Source organism: Methylobacterium hispanicum, assembly GCF_022179285.1.
GTDB lineage: Bacteria > Pseudomonadota > Alphaproteobacteria > Rhizobiales > Beijerinckiaceae > Methylobacterium > Methylobacterium hispanicum.
On the sequence record NZ_BPQO01000009.1, the window covers coordinates 104165 to 126046 of the forward strand.

Genomic DNA, 21882 nt, shown 5'->3' on the forward strand with positions numbered 1-21882 from the left:
AGCAGGTGGTTAATGCCGCCGCGCTCGCCCGGAACGCACGAAGCCGCGCCCCTTCCGGGAACGCGGCTTCGGTGGGTCGTCGGCCCGGCCGTCGCGAGACGCCCGGCCGCCGTTCAGTGGCGGTAGTGCTGGATGCGCGTCGTGCGCAGGCCGGCGAGCCCGTGCTGGTCGATGGAGAACTGCCAGCTCAGGAATTCCTCGGTGGTGAGGGTGTAGCGCTTGCACGCCTCCTCCAGGCTGAGAAGCCCGCCGCGCACCGCCGCGACGACCTCGGCCTTGCGGCGGATCACCCAGCGGCGGGTCGAGGGCGGTGGCAGATCGGCGATGGTCAGGGGGCTGCCATCGGGCCCGATCACATACTTGACCCTCGGGCGGTTCGGTTCGGTCATGATACGCTCTACAACTCGACTGACCTTGTCGAGACTGAAGCTACTTGTGCCCGCTTAAGAGATGTTGAAGCGGGCCGTTCGGATTTGATTCGCCTGGGACAAGAATCGCCGCCCGGCGCGGCGCATCGGGGCTAGCCCGTTGGGGACGCGCGCTTTCCGGCGCCCGCGCCGTCAGCCCGACGTTGTGGACAACCCGACGCTGGTCACGCTCGACAGCGGCACCCGGTTGTTGCCGACGACGAGGACCGGCTCGCTGCCCGAGAGATCGACCTCGTCGACCTTGCCGCTCACGCCGGTCTCGACCTTCACCGTCGTGCCGGTCGCGTCCGTGGCCCCGATCTTGATCGTGTAGGTGCCGGCCGGCTGCGAGATCCCGGCCGCGTTCTTGCCGTTCCAGGTGAAGGCCTGCGAGCCCGCATTCAACGACAGGTCCTGCTGGCCCACCGTGTTGCCCTTGGCGTCGAGGATCGTGACCTTCGCCCGGGGCGCGGCGCGGGCGGCGTTCAGCGTCCAGGTGGCCGCGCCGTCCTTGAGGTCGGCGGTCGTGCCGGTCGACTCGATGGTCTGGCCGATATAGCTCGTGGCCGAGGCGGTGCTCGCCGCCTTGCTGCTCGCCAGGATGCTGTCGAGCCGGTCGTTGGCCTTGAGCTGCTGCTCGACGCCCGCGAACTGCACCAGCTGCTGCGTGAACTGGTTGGTGTCCATCGGGTCGAGCGGGTTCTGGTTCTTGAGCTGCGTGGTCAGCAGCGTCAGGAACTGGGTGAAGTTGCCCGCGATCTCCTGCGCGCTCGTGCCCGAGCCGGCCTTGGAGGTCGTGGCCGCGGCGCTGGCCGCGCCCGTGATGCCCGATGCCATTCTGGTGTCTCCTGCCGGTGTCCTGCGGCGCCCGAGCGGGCGATCCGCGGGGGAGCGAAATCGTTATCTCGCGGGGCCTTGCGGCCCGATCGTCGTGCGGCCCCTCGGGCGGGGCCGTGTCCCTGACACGGCGGATGCGGAGCGGGGCGCAAGCGCCCGTCCCGCCGCGAGGTTCCGGAGCTCGGGGGTCCGCATCGCGCTAGATCCGGATGTCGAGGCCGCCGAGGCCGTGGAGCATCCGCAGCGGCGCCTCGGCGACGCGCTCCGCCTCCGGCAACCAGGCTCCCCGCGGCGCACGGCCGTCCTGACCGCCGGACTGATCGCCCGCGCGACCCTCGGACCCGTCGCCGCGCAGCGACAGGTTGATGCCGCCCTCCTGGGCGTCCAGCCCGGCCTGCGACAGGGCCTGCTGCAGGCTGCCCGCGTCGCGCTGGAGCATCGCCAGGGTCTCGATCCGCTCGACCACCATGTGCGTCATCACGGTGCCGCGCTCCTTGTCGATCTCCAGCTTCACGTCGATGCGCCCGAGGTCGAGGGGATCGAGCCGGATCTCGAACTGGCTCGATCCGGCCAGCGCCCGCAGGCCGATCGTCATCGGAACCTGCCCGATCTGGACCGGCGCCGTCGTGGGGACGGCGGCGGAGGCGGTCTCGGCGGCATGGGCCGCCGCGTGCGCCGCCGCGTGGGCCGCCGCGTGGGCCGGGTCGGTCTGGCCGATGCCGGGCGCGATCGCCTGGGCCGGCCCCTGGCCGGGCCCCGTGGGGGCGGGCTGGGGCACGGCCGCGCCGAGCGCCGCGACGAGGTCGGGCTTGGCGCCGGACTCCTTCGCGGTACCGGCCTCGGTCGGCACCGCGCTCTCCTTCGTGCCCTCCTCGGCACCCCGGACCTTGCGGGCCTCCGCAGCCAGGGCCTCGGCTGCGCGGGCGGCCGCGTCCCCGGACGCCTGGGCGCCCTCCGGAACCTGTCCCGGCACCGGGGCGAACGCCGCGGCGGCACCCGCCGGCCCCGCGGCGGCGGCGGCCGCGGGGCCGGCCTTCGCCGTCGTCCCGGGCACGCCATCGCTCCGGCTCGCCGCCGCGTCCGCCCCGGCCTGGGCCTTGGGCGGCGGGGCCGCGAGCAGCGCCAGAAAGGCCGGGAGCGTGGGGGGGGCGGCCGGCTCGGCCGCGGCCTCCTCGCTCTCGCCGTCCGTCTCCTCGGTCGCATCGGCGGTCCCCGAGGTGGTCCCCGCGGCGGCCTTCGCGATCTCGGCACTCGGCTGGACCTGCACGGCGCCGGTCAGCGCCGCCTGCGCCTCCGCGGGGTTCTGCGGAACCGGGACGGTCTGCGGAACCGGGACGGGCTGCACCGCGGCGGCCTGACCGTTCGGACCGACGGGGCAGGCCTCTCCCTTCGCGGCAGCCGTCCCCTCCGGCGGGACGGCCGGCGCATGCGTCGCGGCCGGGCGGGGCTCGGCGGCCTCCGCCGCACGCGCCGCCTCGGCCGCTCCCTCGGGGCCTGCGGGCGCGTCGGCGGCCTGGGTCCTCGGGGCGGCGTCGGCCACGGCGTCGGGTCCGGCATCGTCGCGCGCTTCCGTCCGGGTCGGCGCGGCCGCGTCCCGCCGGGACGGAGGGGCCGTCTCATCCGTCCGCGCGGCGGTGCGGGCCTGCGTGCCGCCGGTCCGGTCCGCCCCGGTCCGCTCGGCGCCCGTCCGATCAGTGATGCTCCGATCGGTGGTGTTTCGATCGGTGTCGCCCGTGCGCGCCGCCTGAGGCGCGCGCGCGCTGGCGGCGCTCAGGATCCGGTCGAACCCCTCCGCGGCGCCGCGCGAGGCGGTGCCGCGCACGCTCGGACGGGAATACCCACCCGCGACGCCATCCATCCGATCCGTGCTTGCGAACGCCATCGATCCCTGCTCCTCGCGGCTCAGCCAGCAAGGCGCGAGCCACCGCAGCAGGCGCCTCAAGCACCTGATGGATCGTGGTTTTCCGGATCGCCGCCGCGCGGCCGCGACTGGCCCGACGGCCGTTGCTGCCGGGCGGGCGGCAGCTTTTGCCGGGCGGGACCCTCCTCGCACACGGCCCGCCCCGGGCCGCCGCCCTGGAAAGTGCCGCCGCCAGCCACTATAGAGTGCCGCGGGCGGCCATTCCCCATTCCTGTCCGATTGCGCGGGGCCGCCGGATCCGGCCATGAACTCCCTCGACCTGCCCAAAGCCCCCCACGAGACGCGCGTCGTCGTCGCCATGTCCGGCGGCGTCGATTCCTCCGTGGTCGCGGGCCTCCTGAAGCGCGACGGCTACGACGTGGTCGGGGTCACGCTCCAGCTCTACGACCACGGGCAGGCGACCCACCGCCGGGGCGCCTGCTGCGCCGGCCAGGACATCCACGACGCCCGGGCGGCCGCCGCGCATCTGGGCATCCCGCACTACGTGCTCGACTACGAGGACCGCTTTCGCGACGCGGTGATCGACCGGTTCGCCGAGAGCTACCTCGCGGGGGAGACGCCGATCCCGTGCGTCGAATGCAACCGCTCGATCAAGTTCCGCGACCTGCTCGGCCTCGCCCGCGACCTCGACGCGGACGCGCTCGCCACCGGCCACTACGTGGCGAGCCGGCCGCTGCCGGAGGGGGGCCGCGGCCTCTACCGCGCCCTCGATCCGGCCCGCGACCAGAGCTACTTCCTGTACGCGACGACGCCCGAGCAGCTCGCCTACCTGCGCTTTCCCCTCGGCGAGCTGCCCAAGGACGAGACCCGGGCGCTGGCGCGCGAACTCGGCCTCGCCATCGCGGAGAAGCCCGACAGCCAGGACATCTGCTTCGTGCCGCAGGGCCGCTACAGCGACGTGATCGCGCGGCTGCGCCCGGACGCGGCCCGGCCCGGCGAGGTGGTCGATCTGGAGGGCCGCGTGCTCGGCCGGCACGAGGGCATCATCCACTACACGGTCGGCCAGCGCCGCGGCCTGAAGCTCGCGGTGGGCGAGCCGCTCTACGTGGTGCGGCTGGAACCCGACAGCGCCCGGGTCGTGGTCGGCCCCCGCAGCGCACTTGCCACCAGCCGCGTCCGGCTCGGCGACGTGAACTGGCTGGGCTCGCAGCCGCTCGAGGCCGCGGACGGCCTGCGGGTCGCCGTGCGGGTGCGCTCGACCCGCGAGCCGCGCCCCGCCACGCTGGGCGTCGGGGACGGCGGCGTGACGGTGGAGCTGGCCACGCCCGAGGACGGCGTCTCGCCGGGGCAGGCCTGCGTCATCTACGCCGACGAGGATCCGCGCGCGCGGGTGCTCGGCGGCGGCACCATCGCCCGCGTCGACGCGTTGTCGGCGCGCCCGGCCCAAGCCGCCTGAATGGCAAGCCGCCTGAACGGCGGGCCGGCAGAGTTTTTCCCAGCGCGACGAACCGCAGGACGACAGCCACGATGTTGAGCGAGCCGCAGGTGACGGGCCCGAGCACGGTCCTGATGCGCAAGGCCTACGCCCGCTGGGCCCCGGTCTACGACGTGGTCTACGACAAGCTGACCGAGCCCGCCGCCCGGGCGGCCGTGCGCGCGGCCGCCGCCTGCGGCCCCCGCATCCTCGAGGCCGGCGTCGGCACCGGGCTCTCGCTCGGCTACTACCCGACCGGCAGCTTCGTCTGCGGCGTGGACCTCTCCGAGGACATGCTCAAGCGCGCCCGCCAGAAGGTGCGGCGGCGCGGCCTCGCCCACGTGCGCGGCCTGCAGGTGATGGACGTCTGCCATCTCGGCTACAGTGATGCGAGCTTCGACGCGGTCGTGGCGCAGTTCCTGATCACCCTGGTGCCGGACCCGGAGGCCGCGCTCTCCGAGTTCCTGCGCGTGGTGCGCCCCGGCGGCGAGATCGTGCTCGCCAACCATTTCGGCCAGACCGACGGGCCGGTCGCGCGGGTCGAGGAGATCGTGGCCCCGCTCTGCACCAAGATCGGCTGGTCCTCGGACTTCAAGTCCACCCGGGTCGAGGCCTGGGCCCGGCGCAACGGCGTCGAGTTCATCGGCGTCGCCCCGACCTTCCCGGGCGGGTTCTTCAAGATCCTGCGCATGCGCAAGCCCGCTTGAGCGGGCGGGCGGAGCGGGGCGGGGAGAGCCGGCCGGGAGGCGGCCCCGGACGCGGCCGCCTCGCGCTGCGCTGGCTGCCGCTCGCCCTCCTGGTCGGGATCTCGCTGGCCGCCCTCCTCACCGGCACGGCGCGCCTCCTCAGCCTCGACGCCTTGCTCGCCTCGCGGGCGTGGCTGCACGCCTTCGTGAGCGCCGACTACGTCCGCGCCCTGGTGGCCGCCTACCTCGTCTATGTCGGCGCGGTGGTGATCTCGGTCCCCGCGACCCTGATGCTGACCATGGTCTGCGGCTTCCTGTTCGGGATCGTCACCGGCGCGCTGGTGGCGGTCGCCGCCGCCACCACGGGGGCGGCGATCGTGTTCTCGATCGGTCGAGGGCCCGGCGCGGACCTGCTCGACCGCGTGGCCGGCCCGCGCCTCGCCGCGCTCGCGGCGGGCTTCCGGCGGGACGCCTTCGGCTACATTGCCTTCCTGCGCCTGCTGCCGCTCTTCCCGTTCTGGGTGACGAACCTCGCCCCCGCCGCCTTCGGCGTGCCGCTGCGGACCTTCGCGGCCGCGACCCTGCTGGGCCTCCTGCCCGGCGCCTTCGTGTACGCGGCGACGGGCGCGGGCATCGACGAGGTGGTCGCGGCCCACGAGGCCGCGAAGGCGGCGTGCCGGTCGGCCGCCGATCTCGGCTGCGACGAGACGCTCACCCTGAGCGCGCTGGTGACCCCCAAGATGGTGCTGGGGCTGGGCGCGCTCGCGGCCCTCGCGCTGCTCTCGGCCCTGCTGCGCCCCCTCCTCGCACGACGTCAGGCAACGGACTGATCCGGAAAAGATCACCCGAAGTACAACGCCGACGCACAACCGGTGGTTAAGCACCGGGCCTGCGTTAACGACTGATAAGTTCGGGATGGAAACGGGCGTGCACTGGCGACCCTCTCGACGGCGCGTGAGCGCGCGGGGTAGGAAACGGCAGCGGGCGCGGGTTCGCGGGCGCCTGCCGGGGCATCGATGCGTGTGCGTACGGAAGAGTGTGGGGCGCGGCCGGAGCGCGCGATCGCGGGCCCGCGATCGCGCGGCCTGCGCCTCGGCCTCTCGGCCCGACTCTTCCTGATCACCGTCGCCTTCGTGGCGGCGGCGGAGGTTCTGATCTACGTGCCGGCGGTGGCGAACTACCGCCTGTCGCTGCTCTCCGACCGGATCGCGGCCGCGCAGGTCGCCGCCATGGTGCTCGATGCCAGCCAGGGCCAGCCGGTTCCCGACGACCTCGCCCGGCACCTGCTGGTCGGGGCGGGCGCCCGGGTGATCGCCGTGCGCGGCGACACGACCCAGCGCCTGCTATCCCTCGATCCCGTGCCGGAGCGCGTGGCCGACATCGTCGATCTGCGCGATCCCTCGATCTGGGAGGCGATCCGCGGCGGCTGGCGCACGATCTTTGCTCCCGCCGACGCGCCCATCCGCGTGGTCGGGCACGGGCGCGACGGCTTCGACCTCGTCGAGGTGCTGATCGACGAGGCGCCGCTGCGGCGTGCGATCGTCGATTTCGCCCTGCGGCTGCTGCTGTCCTCGCTGATCGTCGCCGCGGCGGCGGCCGGGGTGGTCTTCGTGGTGCTGCAGGTCGCGATCGTGCGGCCCGTGCGCCGGCTCGCCCGCAACATCGCGGCCTTCGCGGACGATCCGGAGGGCGCCGAGCGCGGCATCGTGCCCTCGCGCCGCACCGACGAGATCGGGGTGGCCGAGACCGCGCTCGCCCGCATGGCGCAGGGCCTCGCCGACCAGCTCCGCCAGAAGAAGCGGCTGGCCGAGCTGGGGCTCGCGGTCAGTAAGATCAACCACGAGTTGCGCAACCTGCTGACCGGCGCGCAGCTCCTCGGAGACCGCCTGGAGGGCGCGGCCGACCCGACCGTGCAGCGCGTGGCGCCGCGCCTGCTCGCGACCCTCGACCGGGCGATCCGCTTCTGCGAGGCGACCCTCGCGTACGGCCGCGCCAGCGAGCCCAGCCCGAGCCCGCGCCGCGTCGCCCTGGCGCCGCTGCTCGCGGAGCTGGAGGACCTGTCGGACATGGCCGCCGGGACGGCGGTGGCCGTCCGGGTGGAGACGCCGCCGGACCTCGCCGCGACCGTCGATCCCGAGCAGCTCGCCCGCGCGCTGACGAACCTCGTGCGCAACGCCGTGCAGGCGCTGGAGGGGGGCGGGACCGCCGCGCCCGAGGTGCGGGTGACGGCCTCCCGCGACGGCGCGGCGGGCGGCGGCGTGACCATCCTGGTCGCGGACAACGGGCCCGGCCTGCCGGAGCGCGCGCGCACGCACCTGTTCGCGCCGTTCCGGGGCTCGACCCGGGCCGGCGGCACCGGGCTCGGCCTCGCGGTCGCCGCGGAGCTGATCCGCCTCAACGGCGGCACGCTCACCCTCGACGAGGGCACGCGCGGCGCCTGCTTCCGGGTCGTGCTGCCGGCCGCGGCCTGAGGGTCGTAGAATCCGAGAGTTTTGGATTCCAAAGGTCGAGACCTTTGGCGGGTGCAGGGCTGCGCGCCCCGGCCCCCGCCTGCAGCGCCTTTAGGCGCCGAAAGGGCGTCAGGCCCTTGGGGATCCCGGGACCCTGGCCCTACTCGGCGGCGGCCAGGACCGGCTCGCGGACCACGATGCCGATGTCGCGCAGGAGCGCGGCGTCGTCGTCGGTCTCGTTGTTGGCGGTGGTGAGCAGGCGCTCGCCGTAGAAGATCGAGTTGGCCCCGGCCAGAAAGCAGAGGATCTGGGCCTCGCGGGTCAGGCTCTTGCGGCCGGCGCTAAGGCGCACCCGGGCGCGCGGCATCACGATGCGGGCGGTCGCGCACATCCGCACGAGGTCGAGCGGATCGATCGGCGGCCGGTCCTCCAGCGGCGTGCCCGCGACGGCCACCAGCGCGTTGATCGGCACGCTCTCGGGATGGGGCGCGTGGTTGGCCAGCACCTGCAGCATCTGGGCGCGGTCGGTGACGCCCTCGCCCATGCCGACGATGCCGCCGCAGCAGACGCCGATCCCGGCCGCCCGCACGTTCTCCAGCGTCCTCAGCCGGTCCTCGTAGGTGCGGGTCGAGATGATGTCGCCGTAGAAGTCGGGACCCGTGTCGAGGTTGTGGTTGTAGGAGGTCAGCCCGGCCTCCGCGAGACGCTCCGCCTGGGCGGGCGTGAGCATGCCGAGCGTGACGCAGGCCTCCATGCCGAGCCCGCGCACGCCCCGCACCATGGCCAGCACCGCGTCGAATTCCGGCCCGTCCTTCGGCTGGCGCCAGGCCGCGCCCATGCAGAAGCGGTGGGCGCCGTTGGCCTTGGCGGCGGCGGCCTCGCGCAGCACGCTCTCGACCGGCATCAGCCGCTCGCGCGGCACGAGCCCGCTCTTGCCCTCGCCCGTGTGGTGGGCCGATTGCGGGCAGTAGGCGCAATCCTCCGGGCACCCCCCGGTCTTGATCGAGAGGAGCGCGGCGCGCTGGATGTCGGCCGGATCGTTGTGCTGCCGGTGCACGAGGGCGGCCCGGTGCACGAGGTCGAGCAGCGGCAGGTCGTGGATCGCCCGGATCTCGGCCACGCTCCAGTCGTGGCGGATCGCGTGGCCGATCGCGCCGGGCCCGGACGGCGCCGCGGGTGTCTCGGGGGAACGGGGAGATAGCGTCTCGCTCATGCCTGCCTTTGAGCGGGATCGGCCGCCGGACGTCAAGCCTCGCGCACCTTGCCCAAAGGGCTCAGGCGGGGGCCTGCTCGATCATCCCGTACCAGCCGAGCCCCCGATAGGTCTCGTAGCCCGGCGTGCGGTGATAGGCGGTGACCCGGCCGCCCGCCTCGCGCACGACGCCGCTGCGGCCGCCGAGGGGATTGGCCGCCACGGTCTCGCTGAGGATCCCGCGCCCGTCCGAGGCGGCCAGCACGCGGCGGCGCGCATCGACCAGCAGGACCCGGGTGCGCTCCCGGTCGGCGGGCGCGACCCGGACGCCCTCGACGATGGCGCGGGCCTGGGGCTCCCAGTCGAAATGGATGGCGAGCACGCCCGCCAGCGGACCGCGCACCTGCCCGGCCGCCCGCACGCCGGCCGCGTAGGTCGCCACCTGCGCGTTGCCGAGATGCGGCTCCCGCCGGATGTCGGCGCAGCCGTAATCGTCCCCGCTCGGCAGGGCGAGCGCGTCCCGGAACCAGGGCTCGCCCGCGACGCTGCGTCCGGCAAGGCCCGGATAGCGGTCGGGGCGTCCGGTCGCCAGGATCCGCCCCGCGGGGTCGCAGAGCCAGAGGTCGAGATAGACCGTGTAGGCCGAGAGGATCACGCCGAGGCGCGCGGAGGCGTAGGCCGCGGCGTCGGGCGAGGGGTTGGCCGCGCAATCCACGATCGCCGAGTCGGTCGCCCACCAGCGCACGTCGCAGGTGCGCTCGTAGAGGTTGCGGTCGATCAGCTCGACGGCGTTCAGCGCGAGATCGACGAGGCGCTCCTCCTGCGCGCGCCCGGCCATCGCCCCGACCGCCTCCTGCAGCGCGGCGATCCGGCCGTCGAGATGCGTCTCCAACTCGCGGGCAAGGCCCTCGACCTCGGCGCCGATGGCCCGCACCTCCTGCGCCACCACCGAGAAGCCCCGCCCGTGCTCGCCCGCGCGCGCCGCTTCGATTAGGGCGTTCAGCGCCAGGATCCGGGCATGGCCGGTGATCTGGCGGATCCGGCCCGTCTTGTCCTGCGAGAGCTGCCGCACCTCGGCGGCGAGGCGGACGATCGCCTCCAGCGTCGGCGGCGTTGCGGCATCGGACGCGGCGGACATCGGGTGGAGGACGGGCTGTGCCATGACGTGTCCGTTCTGGAGCCCGCAGAACATCCTCCGAAAGCGGTAAAAGACCGTTAATTCGGTCGGCAGGACAGAACAGACCGGATTATCCACCCCCGATTGCAGATTTCGGCATCTGCAATCGGGAATGAAGCGCGCGACCGATCAGTCCGTCGGCTCGCCGGAGGAGACCTTCGCGGTCCAGTCGTCGAAGGCCACGACGGTCTGGCGCTGCTCGCCGAGTCGGTCGATGCGCAGCACCATCTCGTCGCCGGGCTTCAGGTAGCGCGGCGGCTTCATGCCGAGCCCGACGCCCGGCGGCGTGCCGGTGGTGATGATGTCGCCGGGTTCCAGCATCATGAAGTGCGAGGTGTAGGCGACGAGCTGGGGCACGTCGAAGATCATCGTCGCGGTCGAGCCGGTCTGCATGCGCCGCCCCGAGACGTCGAGGCTCATGCCGAGCGCCTTGAGGTCCGGGATCTCGTCGAGCGTGACGAGCCAGGGGCCGATAGGCCCGAAGGTCGGGCAGCCCTTGCCCTTCGCCCAGGTGCCGCCGCGCTCCATCTGCCACTCGCGCTCGGAGACGTCGTTGCAGATGCAGAGGCCCGCCACGTAGTCGAGCGCCTCGTTGGCGTGGACGTAGCTCGCCCGCGCGCCGATCACCACGGCGAGCTCCACCTCCCAGTCGGTCTTGGCCGAGGATTTCGGGATGATCACCGGATCGTTCGGGCCGGAGATGCAGGAGGGCGCCTTGTTGAAGAGGATCGGCTCGGACGGGATCGGCGCGCCGGTCTCCGCGGCGTGGTCGGCGAAGTTCAGGCCGACGGCGACGAAGTTGCGGGTGCCGCCGACGCAGGGACCGAGCCGGGTTTCCTTCGGCAGGAGTGGCAGGCTCTCGGGGTCGATCATCCGCAGCCGGTCGAGCGCTTCCCGGGCGAGCGCCGGCCCGGCGATGTCGCGCACGATCGCCGAGAGATCGCGATAGCCGCCGTCGCGATCGACGAGGCCCGGCTTCTCGTCACCCTGCGCGCCGTGTCGGATCAGCTTCATCGCGTCGCTCCCGGACGTTGTGCCCGGGACGGGACTTGGGGCGGCCCGCGCAGCAGGCAAGCAGGACTCCGCCGCGAAACGCGCCCGCCCCTCCGCCGCATGTTGCAAGGATGTCACGGAGGTCCGCCAACGCCGAACCGCGCCGGCCACCATCCGGCAAGGTTCACATATGAACTATTTTACCTCTGCGTCGCGATACAGTGCAGGAGACGCGATACAACAGATATCCGGCATCCTGTCGAGAAAATATACATGGATGATCTTTAGAAGGCACGACTTGCAAATAAGCGCGCCACACATCATCGTGCTGTCCAAGGTGCCAGCCCGCGAAGAATCGGGAATCCAGCACCGTCGAAGAACGCTCTAGGGAATCGTACCATGACGGGCAGGGGTCGGGCTCTCGCGCTGGCGGGCGTCGCAGCAACGGGTCTTTGGGCGGGCGCGCACGAGGCGCGGGCCGGCGCCTTCGGCATCCGCGAGCAGAGCACGCAGGCGCAGGGCCTGTCCTTCGCGGGCGCGGCCTCGGGCTCGGGCGGCGTCTCCTCGATGTTCTGGAACCCGGCCGTCATCACCATGCGGCCCGGCTGGGTCACCGAGCAGAACCTCACCTTCATCAACCTGTCGGCCGAGATCACCCCGACGTTCGGCACCAACCCGGGCTTCCTGCCGCTCGGCGGCTCGGGCGAGATCGGGCAGGGCGCCGTGGTGCCTTCGGGCGCCACCTCCTACCAGCTCAACGACCGCCTCTGGATCGGCCTGCAGACGGGCGCGCCCTTCGGCCTCGTGACCAAGCCGAACCAGGTCTGGGCCGGCGAGGTCTACGCCCGCTCGAGCCGGATCTTCTCGCTGGCCTTCAACCCGGTCATCGGCTTCAAGGTCAACGAGTGGCTCTCGGTCGCGGCCGGCCCGAACATCGAGTATTTCCGCCTGACGCTGCGGCAGGCCCTGCCGATCCCGGGCCTGTCGCCCGCGGTCTATCCGAGCGCCTTCCTGAAGGGCGATTCCTGGGGCGTCGGCTTCACGGCGGGCGCCACGATCACGCCCTGGGCCGGCACGGTGCTGGGCGTCGGCTACCGCTCCTCGGTGCACCACGACATCGAGGGCTCGATCGGCGTGCCGCTGGTGGCGCTCGCCCGCACGGCCGGACAGGTCACGGCCAACCTCAACACGCCCGAGAAGCTCAGCGTCGGCCTGACCCAGGCGATCAACCCGGTCACCCGCGTCAACCTCGGCTTCGAGTGGGACAACTGGAGCCGGCTCGGCAACATCGGCATCGTCTCGCGCACGCTGGGCGTGCCGGTGAGCAACCTGCCGCTCGACTACAAGGACGGCTACACCTACTCGATCGGTGCCGAGTACGACTGGTCGCCGAACTTCACGCTCCGCGGCGGCTTCGCCTACGAGCTCTCGCCGATCGTGTTCGCCAACCGCTCGGCGCGCCTGCCGGACGGCGACCGCTACATCGCCTCGATCGGCGCGAGCTACCGCTGGAACGAGAAGCTGACGCTGAACGTCGCGTACTCGCACTTCTTCCTCGACCGCAACCGGATCCTCTCCGGGCCGGGCCGCGACTACAACGTCGGCAACATCGCCTTCGCGGGCTACACGGACGCCAGCGCCGACATCGTATCGGTGGGCTTCCGCTACGTGTTCGGCGAGCCGGCCCGCCCGGTCGCCCCCGCGCCGCTGGTGCGCAAGTACTGAGGCCAGAGGTCCCGGGATCCCCAAGGGCCTCGGCCCTTGGGCGGGGTCCCGGGGCGGCGCCCCGGGTTCGAAATCCCTGCCCGGCTCTGCCGGGCAGGGCTTTCGACTGCAGGGCTCTGCCCTGCACCCGCGAAAGGTCTCGACCTTTCGAAACCATGACCCTCAGGACTTGATCCGCACGTAGGTGCCGGGCGCCGGTCCGAGGGAGGGGAGGGCGCCTTCCCCGGGGATACGGGCCGGGACGCGCTCGGGGGCCTGGGCCTCCAGCCACGAGAACCAGTAGGGCCACCACGAGCCCTTGTGCTCCGTCGCCGCCGCGATCCAGTCCTCCAGCCGGCCCTGCGCCTTCCCGCCGGTCCAGAAGCCGTATTTGGGCTTCGACGGCGGGTTCACCACGCCCGCGATATGGCCGGAGCCGGCCAGCACGTAATCGACCGGGCCGCCGAACTTCGACGAGCCCTCGAAGACCGAGAGCGCCGGGGCGATGTGGTCCTCGCGGGTCGCGAGGTTGAAGACCGGGACCTTCACCTTGGCCAGATCCAGCCGCACGTTGCCCAGCACCATCTTGCCCTTGGCGAGCGCGTTCTCCAGGTAGCAGTTGCGCAGGTAGAAGGCGTGGTTGGCCGCCGGCATCCGGGTGGCGTCGGAGTTCCAGTACAAGAGGTCGAAGGCGGCCGGCGGCTTGCCCTTGACGTAGTTGTTGACGACGTAGGACCAGATCAGGTCGTTGGGCCGGAGCATGTTGAAGGCGTTGGCCATGCGGGCGCCGTCGAGATAGCCGCGCTCGGCCATGCGGGCCTCGACCTGCCGGATCTGCGCCTCGTCGGCGAAGACCTTGAGATCGCCCGCATGCGTGAAGTCGACCTGGGTGGTCAGCAGCGTCGCGCTCTTGATCCGGGTGTTGCCGGTGGCGGCCTGGTAGGCCAGCGTGACGCCGAGCAGGGTGCCGCCGACGCAGTAGCCCGCGGCCGCCACCTCGCGCTCGCCGGTCGCGGCGCCGATCGCGTCGATCGCCGCCTCGATCCCCTCGCGCATGTAGCTCTCGAAATCCTTGTCCGCGTGCCGCGCGTCCGGGTTGACCCAGGAGATGCAGAAGACGGTCAGCCCCTGGTCGACCATCCACTTGATGAAGCTCTTCTGCGGGTTGAGGTCGAGGATGTAGAACTTGTTGATCCACGGCGGCACGATCAGGAACGGTCGCCGCAAGACCGTCTCGGTCGTGGGCGCGTACTGGATCAGCTCGATCAGATCGTTGCGGAACACCACCGCGCCGGGGCTGACCGCGACGTTGCGGCCGACCTCGAAGCTCGCCTGGTCCGACTGGCGCACCCGGAGCTCGCCCCGGCCCGCCTCGATGTCCTCCTGCAGCATCTGCAGGCCGCGCACGAGGTTGGCGCCGTTCTCCGCGAAGGTCTGCCGGATCAGCTCAGGGTTCGTCAGCACGAAGTTCGAGGGCGAGAGCGCGCTGGTCACCTGGCGCAGGTAGAACTGCGCCTTGTGGCGCGTCGTCTCGTCGAGCCCCTCGGCCTGGTCCACCAGATCCTCGGCCCAGCGCACGAGGATGAGGTAGGCCTGCTTGATGAAGTCGAAATAGGGGTTCTGCGTCCAGTCCGCGTGGGCGAAGCGCGGGTCCTTCGGTTCCGGGGACGCGACCGGCGGGGCGGGGTTGCCCTGGAGACGGACCAGGGTGGAACCCCAGAGCGTCACGAAGGCCTCGCCGAGCTTCGTCTGCGCCTCGATGCTCTTCTGCGGGTCGGAGAGCCAGTGCTCGGCGACGCTGCCCAGCGCCCGGCTCATCTCCTTCAACTCGTCCGAACCGCCCGCGCCCGCCTCCGCGGGCTTGAGGAACTGCGAGACGTTGCGGCCCATCGTCTCGACGAACTGGCCGGCATTGCGCGTCAGCGCCTCGAAATCGGGCACCTGCGGCGGCGGCGTGTGGGGGCTCGTCACGCGTGCGTCACTCCCTGTTGTCGCCGTCTCGCGGGAGACGGGCCGACCCATTGTCCCGACGCATCGGGCGGGGCCTCGTTTCCGACAAATTAAGGCGCGACCCGGAGATTTCGCCAGACCGATCGAGCCGCGGCCGCTACATCTCCAGCATGTTCTCGCCCCGCACGTTGTCGCCCCTCCGCCTCGCCCCCCTCGCCCTCGCCCTGGCGGCGGGCGGCTGCTCGGGCGATGTCGGGGGCCTGCGCAGCCTCGGCATCGGCGGCACGGCGCCGAAGGGCCCCGACGCGCCCGCCTTCGTGACCGGCACGCGCCGGGAGAACGCCGACTTCCTGCCGGTCGGCGTCTCGGCCCCGCCGCGGCCCGTGCGGGCGAAGTCGAGCGAGGGCCAGAAGGCGCTGGAGGCCGAGCTGGAGGGCGCCCGCAGCCGCAACCTCGCCCGCGGCCGGGCCGCCGAGAGCGCCGGCAAGTCCGTCAACCCGGCGGCGGCGCCCGCCGCGCAGTAGCGGCGGCAGAGCCGCGTCACAGCCGCGTCACAGCCGCCTTTTCGGGGTCGGCGAACCGGGACCTTCCGTGTTAGGAAGGCCGTTCGCATCCCCGGCAACCCTCGAAACGCCAGATCTCGAAACGCCAGACCCGGGACCGTGCGCGATGGACACCGCCATGACCGACTTTCACCGCATCAAGCGCCTGCCCCCCTACGTCTTCGAGCAGGTGAACCGGATCAAGGCCGCCGCCCGCGCCAACGGCGCCGACATCATCGATCTCGGCATGGGCAACCCGGACCTCGACGCGCCGAAGCACGTCATCGCCAAGCTCTGCGAGACGGCCGGGCGCCCGCGCACCGACCGCTACTCGGCCTCGAAGGGCATCGCGGGCCTGCGCCGGGCCCAGGCGAACTACTACCAGCGCCGCTTCGGCGTCTCGCTGAACCCCGACACGCAGGTGGTGGCCACGCTCGGCTCCAAGGAGGGCTTCGCCAACATGGCGCAGGCCATCACGGCGCCCGGCGACGTGGTGCTGGTGCCGAACCCGAGCTACCCGATCCACGCCTTCGGCTTCCTGATGGCGGGCGGCGTCATCCGCTCGGTCCCGGCCGAGCCGACCCCCGCGATGTTCCCGGCCCTCGAGAAGGCGGTGCAGCACTCGATCCCGAAGCCCGTCGCGCTCGTGGTCTGCTATCCCTCGAACCCGACCGCCTACGTGGCGGGGCTCGACTTCTACAAGGACCTCGTCGCCTTCGCGAAGAAGCACGAGCTGATCCTGCTCTCCGATCTCGCCTACGCGGAGGTCTATTTCGACGGCGAGCCGCCGCCCTCGGTGCTGCAGGTGCCGGGCGCGATCGACTGCACGGTCGAGTTCACCTCGCTCTCGAAGACCTACTCGATGGCCGGCTGGCGCATGGGCTTCGCGGTGGGCAACGAGCGGCTGCTGGCCGCGCTCACCCGGGTGAAGTCCTACCTCGATTACGGCGCCTTCACGCCGATCCAGGTGGCGGCGAGCGCCGCGCTCAACGGGCCGGACGACTGCATCCACGAGATGCGGGCGATCTACAGGAAGCGCCGCGACGCGCTGGTCGATTCCTTCGGCAAGGCCGGCTGGAAGATCCCGGCCCCGGCCGCCTCCATGTTCGCCTGGGTGCCGATCCCCGAGAAGTATCGCGGGCTCGGCAGCCTGGAATTCTCCAAGCTGCTGCTGGAGAAGTCCGACGTCGCGGTGGCGCCGGGCATCGGCTTCGGCGAGTACGGCGACGACTACGTCCGCATCGCCCTGGTCGAGAACGAGCAGCGCATCCGCCAGGCGGCGCGCAACATCCGGCGCTTCTTCGACAACGCCGACAAGACGCTGCACAACGTCGTGCCGATGCAGAAGGCCGGCTGAGGCGCGCCACGCCGCCCGGCCTTGTCGGCGGCCCGGCACCCGGGCGTGAAGCGGCCGGGCACCCGGCCGTGTGGCGGCCGGGCGACAGGGCTCCGCAAAGCCGCGCTCCGGGGCGCCCCCGCGCTTGTCCGGCGCGGCGCGCTGCGCGAGGGTCCGCCGAGGGGTCCTCAGTTTTTCGTGTCCGAGGGGTGCATGCGCCGCCTGAACCTGCCCGCCGCACTGCTCGCCGCCCTCGCGCTGGGGGCGGTCGCGGCCTGCGCGCCGAACCCGATCGTCGCCCGCGATCCCATCCCCGCGCCCGGGCCGCAGGACGCCTTCGTGTGCGACTCGCGCCCGATGCCGCTCAACACCTTCCGGACGAACTGCGACCCGGTTGCGCCCGAGCCGGTTCTGCGCGCCAAGGGCTGAGCGGGCCTGACGCGCCGGGGCCGAGACCCATATGAGGGGCCGGCGCGAGACAGGATTCGAGCATGGCCAGCGAGACGCACGCACGCAGCTTCATTCCCCTCGCCATCGCGGTGCTCACCGTATCGGACACCCGCGGGCTCGCGGACGACCGCTCCGGCGACACCCTGAGCCAGCGGCTTACCGAGGCGGGGCACCGGCTCGCCGACCGGGCAATCGTCACCGACGACGTGCCGGCGATCCGCGCGCGCGTCGAGGCCTGGATCCGCGATCCCGGCATCGACGTGGTGATCACGACGGGCGGCACCGGCTTCACCGGCCGCGACGTCACGCCGGAGGCGGTCGAGCCGCTGTTCGAGAAGCGCATGGACGGCTTCTCGGCGGTGTTCCACCGCATCTCCTACGACAAGATCGGCACCTCGACCCTGCAGTCGCGGGCGACCGCGGGCGTCGCCCGCTCGACCTTCATCTTCGCGCTGCCGGGCTCGCCCGGCGCCTGCCGCGACGCCTGGGACGGGATCCTGGCCCAGCAGCTCGATTACCGGCACAAGCCCTGCAACTTCGTGGAGATCCTGCCGCGGCTCGACGAGCACCTGCGGCGGGGCGCCTCCGCGTAGGGGTGGGTCAGCCCCGCTCGATGCGGGCGCTCAGGCGCCGCGGCTTGAGGCGCGGCGCGAAGACCGGACCGGCGAGCAGCCGGTCGCGGCGCACGAGGTCGCCGGCCCGCGCGCGGCCCGCGCCGACCACGCCCTCGCCGCGGGCGATCATCCGCAGGGGCAGGCCGGCATGGGGCCGGCGCAGGCGCGCCAGCGCCGTTCCGGGACGCGCCGTGCCGACGAAGCGGTCGAGGGTGCGGATCCAGCCCTCGGCCGGAACGTCGCCCGCCTCCAGGCACAGCACCCAGTCGCGCCGCGCGACGGCCGCGCCCGCCGTCCAGGGGCTCGCGCGGCCCGCGCGCACGACGAGCGTCGCCCCCGTGGCCTCGGCCACCGTCGCCACCCCCGCGTGCGCCGCCCCGGCGACGATCACCGCGTCGCCGACGAGCCCGGCCGCCACACCGGCGACGAGCGCGCTCAGGGTATCGGCAAGCAGGTCGATCGCGTCGGGCCCGTCGGGCCGGGCGATGTAGGTCACCGCGGAAAGCATGCGCGCCGATAACCGATTTCGGCAGCAAAGAAACCCTCTTCCCGCAGGGCTCGCGCCGCCAATCCCTGTACGGTGAACTGAAGCGGGGCTCGTTGCCCAACAAACAGGCGCCGCCTGGGCGGGGCCCGGCTACAGGATGGAGAGCCTCAAGCTCGACACGACGGCCTTCGCGGTGCCGGGCACGCAGCTCGCGCTGTTCTGAACCGTCAGGCGAAGGTGCGCGTGAAGGTGAGGCGGTGATGCGGGCTCCGGCCGCGGGCCGCGAGGCCGGCGCGGTGCAGGGCGGTGCCGTAGCCGACATTGCGCTCCCAGCCGTAATCCGGGTGGCGCAGGGCGAGGCGGCGCATCAGCGTGTCCCGCACGGTCTTGGCGACGATCGAGGCGGCGGCGATCTGCGGCACGAGCCGGTCGCCGCCGATGACGGCCCGGCAGGGCAGGGGCAGGCCCGGCACCGTGTCGCGCCCATCGACCAGCACGGGCGCGTCGAGGCCGAGCCGCAGCACGGCGCGGCGCATGGCGTCGAGGGTGGCGCCCCGGATGTTCAGGCGGTCGATCAGCGCCCGCGAGCCCGCCGCCACCGCGACGCGCCCGTGCTCGCGGATCAGGGGTGTGAGCACGGTTCGCAGGGCTTCGGGCACCCGCTTGCTGTCGTCGAGCCGCGCCAGCAGGTCGGGGGGGAGGGCGGCGGGATCGAACCAGACCGCCGCGACCACCACGGGGCCGCAGAGCGCGCCGCGCCCGACCTCGTCGCAGCCGATCGCGGCCGGGTAGCGCGCGGCCTCGGCCGGGTCGAAGGGGGGCATCGCGGGGTCTCGGGCGTGGCGGGGCGGCCGTTCTATGCGATCCGGCGCGGGCCGGGAATGCCGGTCCGGCGCTCTCCCTCCTTTGCGGCAGGGCAATCGCATATGCCGAGCGAGCCCTGAGACGAATGGAGCGCGGGTCCCCTCTCCCGTGCGGGAGAGGGACAGGGTGAGGGGCCCGGAGCCCTACGGGGAAGCCGCAGCGTTCCCGCGGCAGCCGCTCGCGTCATCCGTAGAGTTCTCATCCCTCACCCCAACCCTCTCCCGCACGGGAGAGGGGGCATGGCGCGGTTCAGGCGCGGTCCAGAGCAGGGGGCGCGCCATATGTGATTGTCCTATCCTCGACCGGGGAAGGGGATGCGCGGGGATCTCTCCCCGAGATGAGACATAGCGTAGCTTCTGCGGGGGAGATTGCCGCTCTCATCCCAGCCCGAGCACCGGCGCGGCGCCGGGTGCGGGCGCCTCCTCCTGCGCGTGGGCGCTCGCGATGTTGCCGAAGAACTGCCGCGCGCTCTCGGCCCAGGTGTGGCGCAGCGCCTCCGCGCGAGCGGCCTCCCGCGGGACGGCGAGCGCGGCGAGCGCGGCCGCGCGCAGGTCCGGGTCGAGGATGCCTCCTCGCGTGCCGCCGATCACGTCGAGCGGGCCGGTGACCGGGAAGGCCGCGACCGGCGTGCCGCAGGCCAGCGCCTCGAGCAGCACGATGCCGAAGGTGTCGGTGAGGCTCGGGAAGACGAAGACGTCGGCGCCGGCGTAGATCCGCGCCAGGGCGGCGCCCGTGCGCGTGCCGAGGAAGCGCGCGCCCGTGCCCAGCGCCTCGAGCCGCGCCCGGTCCGGCCCGTCGCCGACCACGACGCGGCTCCCCGGCAAGTCGAGGCGCAGGAAGGCCTCGACGTTCTTCTCCACCGCGAGCCGGCCGACGAACAGGAAGAGCGGGCGGGGCAGGTCGGCGAGTTCGGCGGGCGGGGCCTCGCCCGGTTCGGCCGGCCGGAACAGCTCGGTGTCGACGCCGCGGGTCCAGCGCATCAGGTTGGAGAAGCCCCGCCCGGCGAGTTCCCGCTCCAGCGAGGGCGTGCTCACCATCGTGCCGCAGGCCGCGCCGTGGAAGCGGCGCAGCCACGCGTAGCTCCAGGCCTCGGGCACCGGCAGGCGGGCCGCGAGGTATTCGGGAAAGCGCGTGTGGTAGCTCGTGGTGAAGGGCCGCCCGCGCGCGAGGCAGTGCCGCCGGGTGGCGTAGCCCACCGTCCCCTCGGTGGCGACGTGGACATGCGTCGGCGCGAGCCCGTCCCAGCGCGCCGCGACCTTGCGGCGGGTGGCGTGGGCGAGCCGGATCTCGGGATAGCCCGGCAGGGGCAGCGAGCGGAAATCCCGGTGGGTCAGCAGCACCGTGTCGAAGCCGAGGCCCGGCCCCGCCGCGACCATGTGCTGGAGCGAGCGCACCACGCCGTTCACCTGCGGATGCCACGCGTCGGTGGCGATGAGGAGCCGCCTCACGCGACGGCCCGCCGCCCGGGCAGGTCCGGTGCCTCGGCGGGCGGCTCGGCCTCCGCCGCCTCCGCAGCCGCCGACGCGCGGGCCCGCAGGAGGCTCGGATAGTGCAGCACCTCCATGCGGCCGTCGTAGTGCTCGACGATCGCCGTGCAGGATTCCACCCAGTCGCCGGTGTTGAGGTAGCGCAGGCCGTCGATCTCGCGGTTGGCCGCGTGGTGGATATGGCCGCAGATCACCCCGTCGGCGCCCTGGCGCCGGGCCTCGTCGGCGAGGAACTGCTCGAACTGGCCGATGAAGTTGACGGCGTTCTTCACCTTCAGCTTGGCCCAGGCCGAGAGCGACCAGTAGGCCAGCCCGAGCCGGCGGCGGACCCGGTTCAGGCCCGTATTGACCCAGAGCGCGAAGGTGTAGGCCCCGTCGCCCAGATGCGCGAGCCAGCGGGCGTGGCGCACCACCATGTCGAACTGGTCGCCGTGGATGACGAGGTAGCGCCGCCCGTCCGCGGCCTCGTGGATCCGGCTCTCGGCGATCTCGATGCCGCCGAAGGTGGTGCCGATGTAGTCGCGCAGGAACTCGTCGTGGTTGCCCGGCACGTAGACGATGCGGGCGCCCTTGCGGACCTTGCGCAGAAGCTTCTGCACCACGTCGTTGTGGCCTTGCGGCCAGTACCAGCCCAAGCGCAGCTGCCAGCCGTCCACGATGTCGCCGACGAGGTAGATCACGTCGGCGTCGTAGTCCTTGAGGAAGTCGAGCAGAAGCCCGGCCTGGCAGCCCTTCGTGCCCAGATGCGTGTCGGACAGGAACAGCGTCCGGACGCGCACCGTCTCAGGCTCCTCGCTCACGCGCGCATCCCGCATCCCGCGCCTCCTGCTCTGGCGAGCCGGAGCCAAACCGGAATCCGATCTCAGTTTGATGACGCAGGCCGGTCCGGGGGCGCACGGCTGGCCGGAAGCGGGCTCGACCCGCGCGGCGCCGCGCCGACCGTCCCGCGAGACGGGAGGCAGGGCCATGGATCGGCGGCGCACAGCAGAGACAAGGTCGATTGCTGCGCCGCCCATGCTGCGATGCAGCACAAAACAGTCAATCACGGGTTCCGCCCTCGTCGACCAGGGCAAATTTTTTTTCCAGTCCGGAGAAGTTTTTCCGGTTTTCTTTCCGTGACTTGACCGTCCATAATCATTCCCGGCCCAGTGGCGGCGCGGACCCGCCTCGAAGTGTCGGGGCGACCGGGAGGAAGGTGTCGATGACGCGGCAGAGCGCTTGAAAGCGCGACCCGGCCGGCGCAGGATGAGCGCGGTACAACGGAGGCGACCGGCATGCGCAGCATGCCGCGACGCGAGCGGCGCGAGGCCGCCACGCCGCTCCGCGTGACCGACGATCCGAACCAGCGGCGGGCTCACCCGGGCGACCGGG

At 72.6% G+C, this 21882-nt stretch carries 20 protein-coding genes; 9 read left to right on the forward strand and 11 right to left on the reverse strand.

What is annotated here, in order from left to right:
- Positions 1-113: 113 nt before the first annotated feature.
- From sciP to MFF56_RS12625, 3 genes are all read right to left on the reverse strand, one after another.
- Positions 114-389 carry a CtrA inhibitor SciP gene (sciP, locus tag MFF56_RS12615; protein ID WP_066928168.1) on the reverse strand — a complete coding sequence of 92 codons (276 nt, stop codon included), beginning with the start codon at positions 387-389 and terminating at the stop codon, positions 114-116.
- 171 nt (positions 390-560) lie between these two features.
- Positions 561-1244: a flagellar hook assembly protein FlgD gene (locus MFF56_RS12620; protein WP_066928170.1), complete on the reverse strand. Its 684-nt coding sequence runs from the start codon at positions 1242-1244 to the stop codon at positions 561-563.
- 199 nt (positions 1245-1443) lie between these two features.
- Positions 1444-3126 carry a flagellar hook-length control protein FliK gene (locus tag MFF56_RS12625; protein ID WP_066928172.1) on the reverse strand — a complete coding sequence of 561 codons (1683 nt, stop codon included), beginning with the start codon at positions 3124-3126 and terminating at the stop codon, positions 1444-1446.
- A gap of 283 nt (positions 3127-3409) precedes the next feature.
- Between MFF56_RS12625 and mnmA the strand changes: the two genes are divergently transcribed.
- The 4 genes from mnmA (at position 3410) to MFF56_RS12645 (ending at position 7736) form a co-directional block, all read left to right on the forward strand.
- Positions 3410-4561 carry a tRNA 2-thiouridine(34) synthase MnmA gene (mnmA, locus tag MFF56_RS12630; RefSeq protein ID WP_066928174.1) on the forward strand — a complete coding sequence of 384 codons (1152 nt, stop codon included), beginning with the start codon at positions 3410-3412 and terminating at the stop codon, positions 4559-4561.
- Positions 4562-4632: 71 nt separating this feature from the next.
- The gene (locus MFF56_RS12635) at positions 4633-5286 is read left to right on the forward strand and encodes a methyltransferase domain-containing protein (protein WP_066928175.1); all 654 of its coding nucleotides are present in this window, start codon (positions 4633-4635) and stop codon (positions 5284-5286) included.
- 65 nt (positions 5287-5351) lie between these two features.
- Positions 5352-6095: a TVP38/TMEM64 family protein gene (locus MFF56_RS12640; protein ID WP_238230096.1), complete on the forward strand. Its 744-nt coding sequence runs from the start codon at positions 5352-5354 to the stop codon at positions 6093-6095.
- A 186-nt stretch (positions 6096-6281) separates the two neighbouring features.
- Entirely contained in the window at positions 6282-7736 is a 1455-nt protein-coding gene (locus MFF56_RS12645) for a sensor histidine kinase (protein ID WP_066928180.1), read from the forward strand.
- 139 nt (positions 7737-7875) lie between these two features.
- Here MFF56_RS12645 and bioB read toward each other — a convergent pair whose 3' ends face one another.
- The 3 genes from bioB to MFF56_RS12660 all read right to left on the reverse strand — a co-directional run bounded on the left by bioB (position 7876) and on the right by MFF56_RS12660 (position 11098).
- Entirely contained in the window at positions 7876-8928 is a 1053-nt protein-coding gene (gene bioB / locus MFF56_RS12650; protein WP_238230078.1) for a biotin synthase BioB, read from the reverse strand.
- Between the two features lie 61 nt (positions 8929-8989).
- The gene (locus tag MFF56_RS12655) at positions 8990-10069 is read right to left on the reverse strand and encodes a methyl-accepting chemotaxis protein (protein ID WP_082773120.1); all 1080 of its coding nucleotides are present in this window, start codon (positions 10067-10069) and stop codon (positions 8990-8992) included.
- 144 nt (positions 10070-10213) lie between these two features.
- Positions 10214-11098 carry a fumarylacetoacetate hydrolase family protein gene (locus tag MFF56_RS12660; RefSeq protein ID WP_066923766.1) on the reverse strand — a complete coding sequence of 295 codons (885 nt, stop codon included), beginning with the start codon at positions 11096-11098 and terminating at the stop codon, positions 10214-10216.
- 378 nt (positions 11099-11476) lie between these two features.
- On the opposite strand from MFF56_RS12660, the gene MFF56_RS12665 reads away from it, so the two are divergent.
- The gene (locus MFF56_RS12665) at positions 11477-12802 is read left to right on the forward strand and encodes an OmpP1/FadL family transporter (RefSeq protein ID WP_066923768.1); all 1326 of its coding nucleotides are present in this window, start codon (positions 11477-11479) and stop codon (positions 12800-12802) included.
- Between the two features lie 162 nt (positions 12803-12964).
- Here MFF56_RS12665 and MFF56_RS12670 read toward each other — a convergent pair whose 3' ends face one another.
- Positions 12965-14752: a PHA/PHB synthase family protein gene (locus tag MFF56_RS12670; protein WP_066923770.1), complete on the reverse strand. Its 1788-nt coding sequence runs from the start codon at positions 14750-14752 to the stop codon at positions 12965-12967.
- A gap of 149 nt (positions 14753-14901) precedes the next feature.
- On the opposite strand from MFF56_RS12670, the gene MFF56_RS12675 reads away from it, so the two are divergent.
- The 4 genes from MFF56_RS12675 to moaB all read left to right on the forward strand — a co-directional run bounded on the left by MFF56_RS12675 (position 14902) and on the right by moaB (position 17652).
- Complete coding sequence (locus MFF56_RS12675) at positions 14902-15255, forward strand: hypothetical protein (RefSeq protein WP_066923773.1); 354 nt, start codon at positions 14902-14904, stop codon at positions 15253-15255.
- Between the two features lie 157 nt (positions 15256-15412).
- Positions 15413-16630, forward strand: coding sequence for an LL-diaminopimelate aminotransferase (locus MFF56_RS12680; RefSeq protein ID WP_066923785.1), 1218 nt, complete (start codon positions 15413-15415; stop codon positions 16628-16630).
- A gap of 192 nt (positions 16631-16822) precedes the next feature.
- Positions 16823-17038 (forward strand): hypothetical protein, encoded by a 216-nt coding sequence (locus MFF56_RS12685; RefSeq protein ID WP_066923777.1) that lies wholly within the window; start codon positions 16823-16825, stop codon positions 17036-17038.
- Positions 17039-17100: 62 nt separating this feature from the next.
- Positions 17101-17652, forward strand: a complete 552-nt coding sequence (moaB, locus tag MFF56_RS12690; RefSeq protein WP_066923778.1) for a molybdenum cofactor biosynthesis protein B — start codon at positions 17101-17103, stop codon at positions 17650-17652.
- Between the two features lie 7 nt (positions 17653-17659).
- Here moaB and MFF56_RS12695 read toward each other — a convergent pair whose 3' ends face one another.
- The 4 genes from MFF56_RS12695 to MFF56_RS12710 all read right to left on the reverse strand — a co-directional run bounded on the left by MFF56_RS12695 (position 17660) and on the right by MFF56_RS12710 (position 21311).
- On the reverse strand, positions 17660-18181 hold the full coding sequence (locus MFF56_RS12695) for a hypothetical protein (protein ID WP_066923779.1): 522 nt from the start codon (positions 18179-18181) through the stop codon (positions 17660-17662).
- A gap of 206 nt (positions 18182-18387) precedes the next feature.
- Positions 18388-18984 (reverse strand): ribonuclease HII, encoded by a 597-nt coding sequence (gene rnhB, locus MFF56_RS12700; RefSeq protein ID WP_066923782.1) that lies wholly within the window; start codon positions 18982-18984, stop codon positions 18388-18390.
- A gap of 417 nt (positions 18985-19401) precedes the next feature.
- Positions 19402-20472 carry a glycosyltransferase family 4 protein gene (locus MFF56_RS12705; RefSeq protein ID WP_238230079.1) on the reverse strand — a complete coding sequence of 357 codons (1071 nt, stop codon included), beginning with the start codon at positions 20470-20472 and terminating at the stop codon, positions 19402-19404.
- On the reverse strand, positions 20469-21311 hold the full coding sequence (locus MFF56_RS12710) for a UDP-2,3-diacylglucosamine diphosphatase (protein WP_238230080.1): 843 nt from the start codon (positions 21309-21311) through the stop codon (positions 20469-20471). The genes MFF56_RS12705 and MFF56_RS12710 overlap by 4 nt, the downstream gene beginning before the upstream one ends.
- Between the last annotated feature and the right edge of the window lie 571 nt (positions 21312-21882).